We start from the raw sequence: 13,324 nt of genomic DNA, 5'->3' as shown, positions 1-13,324 counted from the left end.
CTTTTTTTGAAGTTTTTTTTAGTCATCTTCATTACCTCTACTCCGCTCTAACAGTCCTTTTATTAACCATTTTTGCGTGGGCAAAACTAATAAATTTTATTAACATGACCAAATCTTTTTTCTAAAAAATTTTAATCGATTTTTTCGTCTCAATTACCTCCTGCTCCCCTCACAACTCTCATTGTTTAGGACTGCAAAAGTAGAAAAACTTCTATAACACACCAAACTTTATTACTCATTTTTTAACATAATACACCTAACTCCCTGAATACACGCGAGAAAAATTTAATATTATGTTCACATTGGAAAGACTCCCCTTCTTTATATATACGCTACATATCATTGCACTCGCTTTAAAAACCAGATTTTGGTTGTAAACAGTCACAAGGAAATGCTGTTTTTAAATGCTCAGATGCCATTTTTTTGCTCTAGAACATCCTTTATATATAGAAGAAAAAGAAAAATCCGGCGTAAAGCCGGATTTTATATACTATATATATGTATGATGTTTATTCAACAAAAATTTTCTCACCACCATATTTAGGCTGAACACTGAAAAGAAAATCCCAGAAAACTTTTGCCCTTGCAAACTTTTCACGAATCATTGTCTTAATACCTACAGCCTTATTCACATCCTGTGCATTAAAACCAAATGCATTGATCCCGTTTTCCCGTGCAATAAACACAGCTCTCTCATTATGGAATTCCTGAGAAATAATAATATACTCGTGCTGTCCAAATATCTCTCTTGCCCGTATTACAGAATCTAATGTACGAAGACCTGCGAAATCCATATAGATATCTATTTCCGGAACACCTCTTTTTACCAATTCATTCTTCATGTCTTCTGGTTCATTATAAGTTTTGCGGCTATTATCTCCACTAACAATAATGTTTTTTATTTTCCCGGCTTTATATAATTCTTCCGCAGCATCAATCCTGTATTTAAAATACGGATTCATATTTCCGTTAGCCAAAAGCTTGGAAGTACCCAGTACGAGACCAACATGTTCAATTGGTAATTTATTAGGATCCGATGTAATATAATTTTTGGTTTCGGATTCTATTTTCCAATTGGCATAAATTATAAAGGTTGCCCCAAGCAACCCTATAATAATTAAAAGTAAAAATACTCTTTTGATTAGATTATTCATATCATATAAATGATACCCATATAGTTTTTAGAAATTCAAACCATTCGGGAAAGCTTTTTTCTTAAATATTAATATAATTGCAGCTCCAACAGTAATAGCACTATCTGCGATATTGAAGACTGGTCTGAAGAATTCAAATTCTGTACCACCAATTCCCGGAACCCAGGTTGGCCAGTTGAACTTGAATAATGGAAAATAAAGCATATCCACAACACAACCATTCATAAAGGAGGCATATCCACCGCCGCCGATTTTTGAAATACCGTCATAACCTACCCAACGCCCTATTGAAGACTCAAAGATTGTCCCTGTATCGAAAATCAATCCATAGAACATTCCATCTATAAGATTACCAATTGCTCCAGCGAATATCATGGACATCGGAATGATTAAATAATTGGAAGCTCCTTCTTTTAACCATTTTTTGAACATCACTATAATCCCTATTACCAATGCAATACGAACCAGGGATAATGCATATTTACCAATTGCTCCACCAAAGTGAAGGCCATAAGCCATTCCGGGGTTTTCAACAAATGCAAGCTTGAACCATTTAAATACATCTACACTTTCTCCTAAATGGAAATGTGTTTTGATATAAATTTTGGAAGCCTGGTCAATGAAAAGAACCAGCAGGGTAATAAGCACAATTTTCTTCATAATTTCTGTATCATATAATTAAAATGTACAAAGCATCATGTATTTACTGAACACATTTTGCTTTGTACATTAATCAGTCACACCAATTGGTGTAATTTTATCGTTGCATATTTTTAGCCTCAATACTTAAAGTAGCATGCGGAACCGCTTTCAATCTGTCTTTAGAAATAAGATTTCCTGTAACACGGCATACACCATAAGTTTTGTTCTTAATACGGATTAAAGCGTTCTTCAGGTCTCTGATAAACTTTTCCTGACGTGAAGCCAGAAGAGCGTTCTGCTCTTTACTCAAAGTTTCAGCTCCTTCCTCAAAAGCTTTAAATGTTGGCGAAGTATCATCTGTTCCGTTATTTCTATCATTGATGAAACTTTCACGTATAAGAGATAAATCTTTCTCGGCTTTTTCTATTTTTTCTTCAATAATTTTTCTGAATTCCTCCAAATCAGCATCGCTGTATCTTACTCTTTCCTCTGCCATAATATTTCTAATTTGATAATTGGTACTTTATATTTTGAAAAGTACTTGTCTGCGGTTATGCAGAAAGTACTTTTCAATCTCTTTTAATTTTTAATAATATTAATATTGAATCTAAGTTCATCAATTTCTACTTCTTCCCCTGATATATTAGCCTTAACCACTATATCATTTGCAAGAACTTCTGCGCTAATATAATCTTTATTCTTCAAGATATCTTGTAAAAATGGATTATTTTCTTCTAATTCGATAAGAATTCTGTCACTTATTTCAAAATTCTTCTCTTTTCTAAGGTTTTGTACTCTGTTAATGAATTCACGTGCAATACCTTCCGCTTTCAGATCATCTGTTAATGTAAGATCTAATGCTACTGTTAATTTTCCTTCAGAAGCCACTGTCCATCCCGGAATATCCTTTGTCAGGATCTCTACATCGTCTGTAGTTATTTCATATCCCTGAATTGTTAGACTACCTTCTTTCTCTAATGCAGCAATTTGATCATCCGAGAATGCAGAGATTTCTGCAGCTACAGTCTTCATATCTTTACCAAGCTTAGGTCCTAGTGCCTTGAAGTTTGGTTTAATTTGCTTAACAATAAGATGAGAAGCCTCTTCTGCATTAATCAACTGAAGCTCTTTCACATTTACCTCCTGTTTGATAAGCTCGGAAACCGCATTGATTTGTTCTCCGGTAGCAGCATCTAAAACAGGAATCATTACTTTCTGTAAAGGCTGGCGTACTTTGATATTTTCCTTTTTTCTCAAAGAGAATACCATAGAGGTTATCTGCTGTGCAAGATGAGTTTTTTCTACTAAAGAGTAGTCAATCTTATTTTCGTCTACAACAGGGAAATCTGTTAAATGTACAGATCCTGCTGATTCTTTTTGAGTTGCATTGTTCAGATCCTGATATAATTGATCCATAAAGAATGGAGCAATCGGAGCAGATATTTTAGCAATTGTTTCCAGGCAGGTATATAAAGTCTGATATGCTGAAATTTTGTCTTCAGTATAGTCTCCTTTCCAGAAACGTCTTCTGCACAAACGTACATACCAGTTGGAAAGATTGTCATTAACAAAAGTATTGATTGCTCTTGCTACTTTTGTTGGTTCATAATCTTCATAGAAAGATTTAACTTCTTTTACCAAAAGATTAAGCTCGGACAAAATCCATCTGTCGATTTCCGGACGGTTTTCTACATCTGCCTCTTCATATCTAAATCCATCTACATTAGCATACAACGCAAAGAAAGAATAGGTATTGTATAGTGTCCCGAAGAATTTTCTTCTTACCTCATCTATTCCTTCCAGGTCAAACTTAAGATTCTCCCAAGGCATCGCATTGGAAATCATATACCAACGGGTAGCATCCGGTCCGTATGTTTCTAAGGTTTTGAAAGGATCAATCGCGTTTCCTAAACGCTTAGACATTTTTTGTCCGTTTTTATCTAATACCAGTCCGTTAGACATTACATTTTTATAGGCTACAGAATCGAAAACAGCTGTTCCGATTGCATGCAACGTATAGAACCATCCTCTTGTCTGATCTACACCTTCCGCAATAAAGTCAGCAGGGAAAGCTTTTCTTTCATCTATCAGCTCTTTATTCTCGAAAGGATAATGTAATTGCGCATATGGCATTGATCCTGAATCGAACCATACATCGATAAGGTCGGATTCTCTCTTCATTGGTTTTCCTGAAGCAGAAACCAGAATAATCTGATCTACAATATTCTTATGTAAATCTACTTTAGCATAGTTAGCTTCATCCATGTTACCAGCTTCAAAGCCTTCGTAAGGATTGGAAGTCATAAACCCGGCATCGATAGATTTCTGAATCTCCTGCATTAGTTCTTCAACCGAACCTATTGCCAGTTCTTCTCTTAGATCTTCTGTTCTCCATATTGGCAACGGAATACCCCAGTAACGTGAACGGGACAGGTTCCAGTCGTTTACATTTTCTAACCAGTTTGCAAAACGTCCTTCTCCTGTCGCTTTTGGTTTCCAGTTAATTTCTTTATTCAGGTTTACCAAACGGTCTTTTACAGCCGTCATTTTTACAAACCATGAATCCAGCGGATAATAAAGAACTGGTTTATCTGTTCTCCAGCAGTGTGGATAACTGTGTACATATTTTTCTACTTTGAAGGCTTTGTTTTCAGTCTTCAATAAAATTGCTAATTCAACATCCCAAGACTTTTCAGGAGCCTGGCCATTTTCATAGTATTCGTTCTTAATGTATTTACCTGCAAATAGTTCAGGAACATTTTCTCCATGGATAAAACGTCCTTGTAGATCTACCAACGGGATAAGGTTTCCGTTTTCATCCTTTACCAACATTGGCGGGATATCATTTTCCTTGGATACACGGGCATCATCCGCACCAAATGTAGGTGCTGTGTGCACTACCCCAGTTCCGTCTTCGGTAGTTACAAAGTCTCCGATAATTACACGGAATGCTTTTTCAGCATTTTCCTCTGGAGCAAACCATTGTACAAGCTGCTCATAATGTGTACCTGCCAGTTGTTCTCCGGTAAATTCTTTTAATATTCTGTAAGGAATAACTTTGCTTTCCGGTGTGTAATTAGCAAAATCTTCATCCGTTCCTTCTGCATATTTTTTACCAAAGTTCTTTTCTAAAAGAACTCTTGCCAATACTACATTGATTGGTTCAAATGTATACTGATTGAAAGTCTTAACAACTACATATTCGATATCTCTTCCAATTGTTAAAGCAGTATTCGAAGGTAATGTCCACGGTGTAGTTGTCCATGCAAGGATATCTACATTTCCATCTATATCGTTAAATAGATCTGAACTTTCTTTTTTAACTCTGAATTGTGCTACAATCGTTGTATCGGAAACATCACGGTAAGTCCCTGGCTGATTTAATTCGTGTGAAGAAAGCCCTGTTCCTGCTGCCGGTGAATATGGCTGTATTGTATATCCTTTATACAATAATTCTTTGTTGTAAAGCTGCTTCAATAGCCACCATACAGTTTCCATATATTTTGGCTCGTAGGTAATATAAGGGTTCTCCAAATCTACCCAATAGCCAATTTTTTCAGTAAGTTTATTCCATGCATCAGTATAACGCATTACCGCTTCGCGACAAGCTTTGTTATAGTCTTCAACACTAATTTTCTTACCAATATCTTCTTTAGTGATTCCTAATTCTTTTTCAACACCAAGTTCAATCGGAAGTCCATGGGTATCCCAGCCGGCTTTACGAAAAACCTGCTTACCATTCTGAGTCTGGAAACGGCAGAAAATATCCTTAATACTTCTGGCCATAACGTGGTGAATACCCGGCATCCCATTCGCAGATGGCGGACCTTCATAGAAAACATACTCAGGGCTGCCCTGGCGATTTTCTACACTTTTTTCGAAAGTATCGTTCTCTTCCCAGAATTTCAATACATTTTCGGCAGAACCGATAAGATCTAAGTTTTTATACTCGGTAAACTTCTTCATGTGACGTTAAAAAATATTTCTAGTCCTTTATAAATTAAGATTGCGAATATAAAAAAAATTGTCGAATTTCTCCTATATTAAGAAAGCTTAAATCTATTGAAATTTAAGCTTTTAAATATTAAGCATTCTTCTTTTTAGGAATAAGCAATAACACAGCTTGTTGCCTAAATAGAAAATTTGAATGATAAAGAAAAATTTGATTTTCAAAATAAATCCTAATTTTGCAAAAAATTTTCTATGTCGAAAAATCTCGTAATTGTGGAGTCCCCTGCGAAGGCTAAGACGATACAGAAGTATCTTGGTAATGATTTTGAAGTAACCTCTAGTATGGGACACATCCGTGATCTTCCTAAAAAGGGCATGGGTATTAACCTTGAAACATTTACTCCTGATTACGAAGTTTCTCCAGATAAGAAGAAGCTCGTTACAGAGCTTAAGTCTTTAGCCAAAAAAGCCGATATGGTATGGCTGGCTTCCGATGAAGACCGCGAGGGGGAAGCTATTGCATGGCATCTGGCGGAGGAATTAAAATTAAAAGAAGATAAAACTAAAAGAATTGTATTTCATGAGATTACTAAGAATGCAATTCTTAAAGCTATAGAGAATCCGAGAAAAATAGACAATAATCTTGTCAATGCCCAACAGGCGAGAAGAGTACTGGATAGAATTGTAGGTTTTGAAATGTCTCCTGTTCTATGGAAGAAAGTAAAACCAGGTCTTTCTGCAGGTCGTGTACAGTCAGTAGCAGTACGTCTTGTTGTTGAAAGAGAAAAAGAAATCCACGGATTCCAGTCTCAGGCGTCTTATAAAGTAGAAGGAACTTTCCTGAACGATGAGAAGAAAGAAATTTTAGCAAAACTAAAAAAGGACTTCTCTACAGAACAAGAAGCTGAATCTTTCCTTAACCAATGCAGTACTGCAGACTTCAAAGTTTTAAATGTAGAAAAAAAGCCGGGGCAGCGTTCCGCTTCAGCTCCGTTTACTACTTCTACTCTACAGCAGGAAGCTTCAAACAGATTAGGATATTCCGTAACTTCTACAATGCGTGTAGCACAGCGTCTATATGAAGAAGGTTATATTACCTATATGAGGACGGATAGCGTTAATCTTTCTCAGGAAGCTATTAATTCGGCAAAAGCAACTATTACAAAAGAATTCGGAGAAGAATATTCTGCACCGAGAAACTATACTACTAAGAATGCATCTGCTCAGGAAGCTCACGAGGCAATTCGTCCTACCGATTTTGGTGTAAAAACAGTAGGAGATGCACAGCTTAACAAATTATACCAGCTAATATATAAAAGAGCAATGGCAAGTCAGATGGCCAATGCTAAAATTGAGAAAACAGTAATTGAGATAGGAAACCAGAAACTTCCTCAACATTTTGAGGCAACTGGTGAAGTGATTATTTTTGATGGTTTCTTAAAAGTATATGGTATTACTAAAAATGAAGAGGAAGATGATGAGAACGACGATAAACTTCTGCCAAAGGTAAATGTTGGTGAGGCTCTTAAATACAAAAAAATCATTGCTACCGAGAAATACACAAAAGCTCCTGCAAGATTTACAGAAGCATCGCTGGTAAGAAAACTGGAAGAACTGGGAATCGGAAGACCTTCTACTTATGCTCCGACAATCCAGACGATCCAGAATCGTGAGTACGTGGACAAGAGAGAAATTATGGCTAAGGAACGTGAAATTGTTCAGCTTACTTTAACTTCTTCACTGAAAAAAGAAACACTTACAGAAAAGTATGGTGCTGATAAGAACAAATTTCTACCAACTGATATAGGTGTTGTTGTTAATGATTTTCTTGTTAATAACTTCAACGAAGTTCTTGATTACGGATTTACAGCTCGTGTTGAGGAAGCTTTCGATATTATTGCGGAAGGAAACAGAGCATGGAAAGATGTTATGACTGAATTCTATGGAAAATTCCACCCAAGAATTGCTGATGTAGAAGAAAACGCCGACAGAGCAAATGGTGACCGTGTACTGGGAGTAGATCCTAAAACGGGCAAAAATGTACATGCAAGAATCGGAAGATTTGGTGCTATGATACAAATCGGAGAAACAGATGATGAAGAGAAACCAATCTTTGCTTCTCTGATGCCGAATCAGAATATTACTACAATTACGTTTGAAGAAGCAATGGAGCTTTTCAAAATACCTTTTAATCTTAATGATTACGAAGGTAAAGAAGTTGTAGTGGGTGTTGGACGTTTTGGGCCTTATATCAAGTGGGGAGAAGCTTATATCAGCATTCCTAAAACTGAAGATCCGCTGTCTGTGGATAATGACAGAGCAATCGAGATTATAGAAGAAAAGAAGAGAGCCGATGCTCCTATCGCAACTTATAAAGGAGAGCCTGTAACTAAAGGAACCGGAAGATTCGGACCTTTCATAAAATATAAGGACATCTTTGTAAATGTTCCGAAGAAATATGATTTTAATAATCTTTCTCAAAGTGACATCAACGAACTAATTGATGCCAAACTGGAAAAAGAAGCTAACAGATATATTCAGCAATGGGAGGACCAGAAGGTTTCTCTTGAAAACGGAAGATGGGGACCTTTCATTCGTTTTGGAAAGAAAATGTTGAAAATCCCATTGAAAGGAAAAGGAGAAAAATATACTGCTGAAGATTTGCAGGATATTTCCTTCGATGAAGTAAAAAAATGGATTATTGCTCAGGACGAAACTGCTTTTAAAGAGAAACCGAAAGCCAAAAAAGCGCCTGCCAAGAAAGCTGCTGCTAAAAAACCTTCTAAAAAATAAGGTTAATAATGAATATTGAAGATCTTCTTATTCCTGCTCCTAATATTCCTGCTGAAAAGTGGCAATTAGGGGCAATGATAAAACCAGAAATCAAAGAAGGAGGTATTGCTCTTATTTTCTGTTCTGATGAAAGAGGCGCTGGAGGAACAGCAACTCCGAAAAACTTCACAGAGGTAAGAAAACAATTATACCAGCTGTCCCGACATGACTGGGAAGTTCCTATTGCAGATCTTGGAGATTTTATTTCCGGTAAAACGCCTGAAAACACTCATTTTGCATTACAGGAACTTCTCACATATTGTTTACGCAAGCATGTTCTTCCAATTGTTATAGGAGGTTCTAATGATATATCTTACTCAGTATTCTCAGCCATTAACCATATTTATAAAAATCTGACTTATGTACAGATTAATAATATGCTCAGCCTGGATCACTCTGATGAAACCTTAACAGAAAAGAATTTCCTGGCTAAGATTCTTAGCTCCGAAACTAATCCTGTAGGAAAATATCATCACCTTGGCTTCCAGAAGCATTCTAATGAATATGATGCTGTGAAGCTGATGAATGAAGTAAACTTTGATATCATCAGACTTGCAGAGATGATGAATTCTACAGAACCTATTGAACCATACTTCCGAAAAGCGGATCTGGTTACGATTAGTTGTAATGCTGTAGAAAGTATTGCTGAGCCTTTTTCAGTCCAGCCACAGGTTAACGGATTAAACAGAAGAGAGATTTGTGCCTATATGAAAGAAGCTGGTTTGTCTGAAAATCTTAAATCTATAGGTATCTTCAATTATCAGACATCTACTAAAAACTATCTGAACCAACAACTATTAGCTCAAATGATATGGTACCTTTTGGAGGGAATCAATATTCAGAGAAGCCATCCTAAAGAAAGAGAATACGAAACATTCTGGATTATGATCGGCGATCATGAGGTTGCTTTTAAACGCGACACGTTTAGTAATTTATGGTATTTTGGAAAGAGCCCAAATATTGCAGAATGCCTGCCTTGTGCAAAATCTGACTTTGAAAATGCGAAGGCCGGACATCTTAATAACAGGCTACTAAGATTTGAAGAATAGACCAAAGTTATATAAGGAAAATATGTTCTACTTGGAAAAAGCTTTTTTTCTAAAAATACGTTAATAATTGCTGAAAATTAATGGATTATTTAACTAAACATTATGAATATTCCTAATATAAATTTGTTTTATATTTGCACCATTGATATTATAAATAATTATTCTACGGAATAGTAAATAACAGAATGAAGCAACTACAATATTCTATTTTATCCTTTATCAGTTCTCTTACCGGAACGGGTAGAATTTTGCTGCCGCAATTTTCCGGTTATAATAGTCTAAAGTATTCTGTTATTCGCTCAATACAAAAGCCACAGGACTACCGCAATTAATGTTATGGAAGAATTGAAGTCGAAAATTGATATGACAAAACTGCCGAAACACGTTGCCATTATTATGGATGGTAATGGTCGTTGGGCTAAATCTCGTGGTGAGGAAAGGACTTATGGACACCGCAGTGCAATACAATCTGTACGCAATGCCATTAATGCCTGTAACGAAATTCACATCCCTTATTTAACGCTATATACCTTTTCCACAGAAAACTGGAACCGTCCGGAAGATGAAGTATCTACCCTGATGTCTCTTCTTTCTGAAACATTATTAAATGAAGCGGATGAGATATACACAAAAGGATTACGCCTGAAGGTAATTGGTGACGTTTCCAAAATGCCGGAAATGGTAAGAGAACAATTACAAAATGTAATGGATCTAACCGAAAACAACAAAGGCGGGACTTTGGTATTGGCATTAAACTATGGATCTCAGGATGAAATCCTTCATGCTGTAAAATCTATTGCCAAAGATGCGAAAGACGGAAAGATAAATCCCGAAGACATCAATAATCAATTATTCGAAAGCCATCTTTATACAAAGGATATGCCTCCTGTAGATCTTATGATAAGAACAAGCGGAGAAATTCGTATTAGTAATTTCCTGTTATGGCAGATTGCTTATGCAGAATTACAATTCCTGGATATTTTCTGGCCAGACTTTACCAAGGATGATTTCTTCAACTGTATTCTTAACTATCAGGATAAGGAGCGCAGATATGGAAAAACTAGTGAACAAATAGAAGCTGATAAAGCTTAGAGTATATATAAGAAAAGATACATTAAAAATGAAGTTTAGATCGTTACCGATATTCCTTTTCATTGCTTCTGCTCATTTTTATGGGCAGGTGACGCCTCCGCAAACAACGCAGAGCAGTGAAGCTGTCGCTCAAAATGAGGGCACTTATGTTCTGAAAGATATTGTAGTAGATGGTGTTAAAAAATACACACCTGAGCAAATTTTACGCTTTACAGGTCTTGTGAAAGGTGAATCTGTTGAAATTCCCGGACAAAGACTGAGTACAGCTATCAAAAAGCTTTGGGATAGCCAATATTTTTCTGAGGTTGAAGTATATGTGCAGAGCATTGAAGGACAAAATATTGTCTTAAAATTCTCTCTTCAGGATTTAAAGGAACTTGGTGAAGTAAAATTTACCGGAAAAGGGATCAAGAAATCTAAAAACGAAAAACTTATTAAGGATAATAACCTGAAGCCTGGTATGAAAATTACCGAGAATCTCGTTACTAACCTAAAACATAATGTACCTCAGCAATACATTACAAAAGGATTTCCGGATGCTAAGATCACCATTGAAGATAAAATCAATGCAAAGGATCCTGGGCTTATCGACTGGACCATTAATGTAGATAAAGGAAAACGTGTTAAGATAGACCGTATAGATTTTGAAGGAAACAACAGCGTTTCTTCATCTAAACTTCGTAAAAACGGTTTTAAAAATACGAAACAAAAGAGATTCCTTCTTGGTTTGCTTAAGCCTTCGAAATTTATCAAAGATAAATATGAAGAAGATAAGAAGACTCTTGTAGACTACTACAACTCTTTAGGATTTAGAGATATGAGAGTAGTGTCAGACTCTGTTTCGCGTAATACTAAAGGATACAACATCAAAGTAAAAGTAGATGAGGGTAAAAAATACTATATCGGAGATATTACATTCGTAGGAAATACAGTATTCTCTACTGAAGCTTTGACAAAACTTCTTGGTTACAAAAAAGGCGATATTTACGATTCCGTAGGTTTCAAGAAAAAAGTAGGTGAAGAAGGTGGTAAAGAAGATAACTCTGATATCGCTTCATCTTATATGGATAGTGGTTACCTTTTCTCTAATGTAAATGCAGTAGAGAAATCTATTAAGAACGATACCATCAGTATGGAAGTTCGTATTCACGAAGGTACAAAAGCAACGTGGAATCGTGTAACATGGGGCGGAAACGTTACTACACATGACCATGTTATCTTAAGATCATTAAGAACACGTCCTGGAGATCTATTCTCTAAGGCAAATATTAAAAGAACTTATTTCGATCTTGCAGGGATGTCTTACTTCGACCCTCAGCAAATCGGACAGGATATTAAGCCTAATGCAGTAGACAATACAGCAGATATTCATTGGACTGTAGTAGAGAAAGGATCTTCTCAGGTTCAGGTTCAGGCAGGTTATGGTGGTAACTCTTTCATCGGAACCTTAGGTCTTACTTTCAACAACTTCTCTTTGAAAAATTTCCTGAGATTGAAAGACTTCAGACCAGTCCCTCAGGGTGACGGACAAATCCTTTCATTACAGGCACAGGCAGGTCAGTACTTCCAGAACTATAGTATCTCCTTTACTGAACCTTGGTTATTTGGTACAAAGCCTACAGCATTATCAGTTGGTTTCAACTATTCCAGAGTTAAATATACAGACCAGTATGGTGCTGCTCAGAAGCTGAATATATTCTCTGCTAATGCAGGTCTAAACAGACTACTTCGTTGGCCGGATGACTACTTCTCTCTATACACTGGTTTATCATACCAGCGATATGAGTTTAACAATTATCCGTTCCAGTTTGGTACTGAAACGCTATACAACGGGGAAGCTAACAACTTTGCTGTTAACATAGGTATCTCCAGAAATGCGGCAGGTCCGGATCCATTCTTCAAAACTTCTGGTTCTGACTTTGAGATTTCAGCGAAGCTTACGCCTCCATATTCTTTATTCGCTAAAAAAGATTATAGCAATATGTCTGCTATTAGCAAGTACAGATGGTTGGAATTCTATAAAATTAAATTAAAAGCTGACTCTTATAACCAGATTATTGGTAAATTAGTACTTAGAAGTTCTATCGAAATGGGATTCCTGGATGGTTATAACAAGCAACTTGGAGCTCCACCATTCGAAAGATTCTATATGGGTGGTGTAGGATTATTTAACGGACGTTTCGACGGACGTGAGCTTATTCCACTTCGTGGTTATGAAGATGCATCTTCTACCGGAGGTACTAACCAGGATATTACACCATACGGAGGGGGTACAATCTATAACCGTATTAACTTCGAGTTAAGATACCCAATCTCTATGTCACAAACAGCGAAGATTTATGCATTAACCTTCCTGGAAGGAGGTAATACATGGCAAGGATGGGGAAGTTATAACCCATTCCAGTTGAAGAGATCTGCCGGTATAGGTATCAGAGTTTATATGGGAGCATTTGGTCTTATTGGATTTGACTTTGCTTACGGATTCGATAAAACAATCGGAGGAACTCAGCCAAACGGATGGAAGACTCACTTCTTAATGAACCAACAACTGTAAAACTATTTAGGTATAGTTTTTGATAAAAAACAAGGAATTAAATTAAAAAC

8 protein-coding genes are annotated in these 13,324 nt (G+C 36.4%); 4 read left to right on the top strand and 4 right to left on the bottom strand.

Annotated elements, in window-relative coordinates:
• Window positions 1-509: 509 nt before the first annotated feature.
• The 4 genes from ATE49_RS17905 to ileS all read right to left on the bottom strand — a co-directional run bounded on the left by ATE49_RS17905 (window position 510) and on the right by ileS (window position 5,762).
• A complete protein-coding gene (locus tag ATE49_RS17905; RefSeq protein ID WP_065083173.1) occupies window positions 510-1,154 on the bottom strand; it encodes a SanA/YdcF family protein in 645 nt (214 codons plus the stop codon).
• Between the two features lie 27 nt (window positions 1,155-1,181).
• Window positions 1,182-1,814 (bottom strand): lipoprotein signal peptidase, encoded by a 633-nt coding sequence (locus ATE49_RS17900; protein WP_059345938.1) that lies wholly within the window; start codon window positions 1,812-1,814, stop codon window positions 1,182-1,184.
• A 97-nt stretch (window positions 1,815-1,911) separates the two neighbouring features.
• Entirely contained in the window at window positions 1,912-2,292 is a 381-nt protein-coding gene (locus ATE49_RS17895; protein WP_034869975.1) for a TraR/DksA family transcriptional regulator, read from the bottom strand.
• An 83-nt stretch (window positions 2,293-2,375) separates the two neighbouring features.
• Window positions 2,376-5,762 carry an isoleucine--tRNA ligase gene (gene ileS, locus ATE49_RS17890; RefSeq protein ID WP_065083172.1) on the bottom strand — a complete coding sequence of 1,129 codons (3,387 nt, stop codon included), beginning with the start codon at window positions 5,760-5,762 and terminating at the stop codon, window positions 2,376-2,378.
• A gap of 237 nt (window positions 5,763-5,999) precedes the next feature.
• On the opposite strand from ileS, the gene topA reads away from it, so the two are divergent.
• The 4 genes from topA (at window position 6,000) to ATE49_RS17870 (ending at window position 13,274) form a co-directional block, all read left to right on the top strand.
• Window positions 6,000-8,540 (top strand): type I DNA topoisomerase, encoded by a 2,541-nt coding sequence (topA, locus tag ATE49_RS17885; RefSeq protein WP_065083171.1) that lies wholly within the window; start codon window positions 6,000-6,002, stop codon window positions 8,538-8,540.
• Between the two features lie 8 nt (window positions 8,541-8,548).
• The gene (locus tag ATE49_RS17880; RefSeq protein ID WP_065083170.1) at window positions 8,549-9,628 is read left to right on the top strand and encodes a formimidoylglutamase; all 1,080 of its coding nucleotides are present in this window, start codon (window positions 8,549-8,551) and stop codon (window positions 9,626-9,628) included.
• 336 nt (window positions 9,629-9,964) lie between these two features.
• Window positions 9,965-10,720 (top strand): isoprenyl transferase, encoded by a 756-nt coding sequence (locus ATE49_RS17875; RefSeq protein ID WP_065083169.1) that lies wholly within the window; start codon window positions 9,965-9,967, stop codon window positions 10,718-10,720.
• A 28-nt stretch (window positions 10,721-10,748) separates the two neighbouring features.
• Window positions 10,749-13,274 (top strand): BamA/OMP85 family outer membrane protein, encoded by a 2,526-nt coding sequence (locus tag ATE49_RS17870; RefSeq protein ID WP_065083168.1) that lies wholly within the window; start codon window positions 10,749-10,751, stop codon window positions 13,272-13,274.
• The last annotated feature ends 50 nt before the right edge of the window (window positions 13,275-13,324 follow it).

The organism is Elizabethkingia miricola, from assembly GCF_001675285.1.
In the GTDB taxonomy this organism is placed as follows: domain Bacteria; phylum Bacteroidota; class Bacteroidia; order Flavobacteriales; family Weeksellaceae; genus Elizabethkingia; species Elizabethkingia miricola.
Note: the sequence above shows the minus strand (reverse complement) of the source record. Positions and strands in the feature narration are given on the sequence as shown.

What these genes read in the sequence shown, in the direction of transcription:
- ATE49_RS17905 (WP_065083173.1), bottom strand. Translation starts at nt 1,154, where the DNA reads ATGAATAATCTAATCAAAAGAGTATTTTTACTTTTAATTATTATAGGG.
- ATE49_RS17900 (WP_059345938.1), bottom strand. Translation starts at nt 1,814, where the DNA reads ATGAAGAAAATTGTGCTTATTACCCTGCTGGTTCTTTTCATTGACCAG.
- ATE49_RS17895 (WP_034869975.1), bottom strand. Translation starts at nt 2,292, where the DNA reads ATGGCAGAGGAAAGAGTAAGATACAGCGATGCTGATTTGGAGGAATTC.
- ileS (WP_065083172.1), bottom strand. Translation starts at nt 5,762, where the DNA reads ATGAAGAAGTTTACCGAGTATAAAAACTTAGATCTTATCGGTTCTGCC.
- topA (WP_065083171.1), top strand. Translation starts at nt 6,000, where the DNA reads ATGTCGAAAAATCTCGTAATTGTGGAGTCCCCTGCGAAGGCTAAGACG.
- ATE49_RS17880 (WP_065083170.1), top strand. Translation starts at nt 8,549, where the DNA reads ATGAATATTGAAGATCTTCTTATTCCTGCTCCTAATATTCCTGCTGAA.
- ATE49_RS17875 (WP_065083169.1), top strand. Translation starts at nt 9,965, where the DNA reads ATGGAAGAATTGAAGTCGAAAATTGATATGACAAAACTGCCGAAACAC.
- ATE49_RS17870 (WP_065083168.1), top strand. Translation starts at nt 10,749, where the DNA reads ATGAAGTTTAGATCGTTACCGATATTCCTTTTCATTGCTTCTGCTCAT.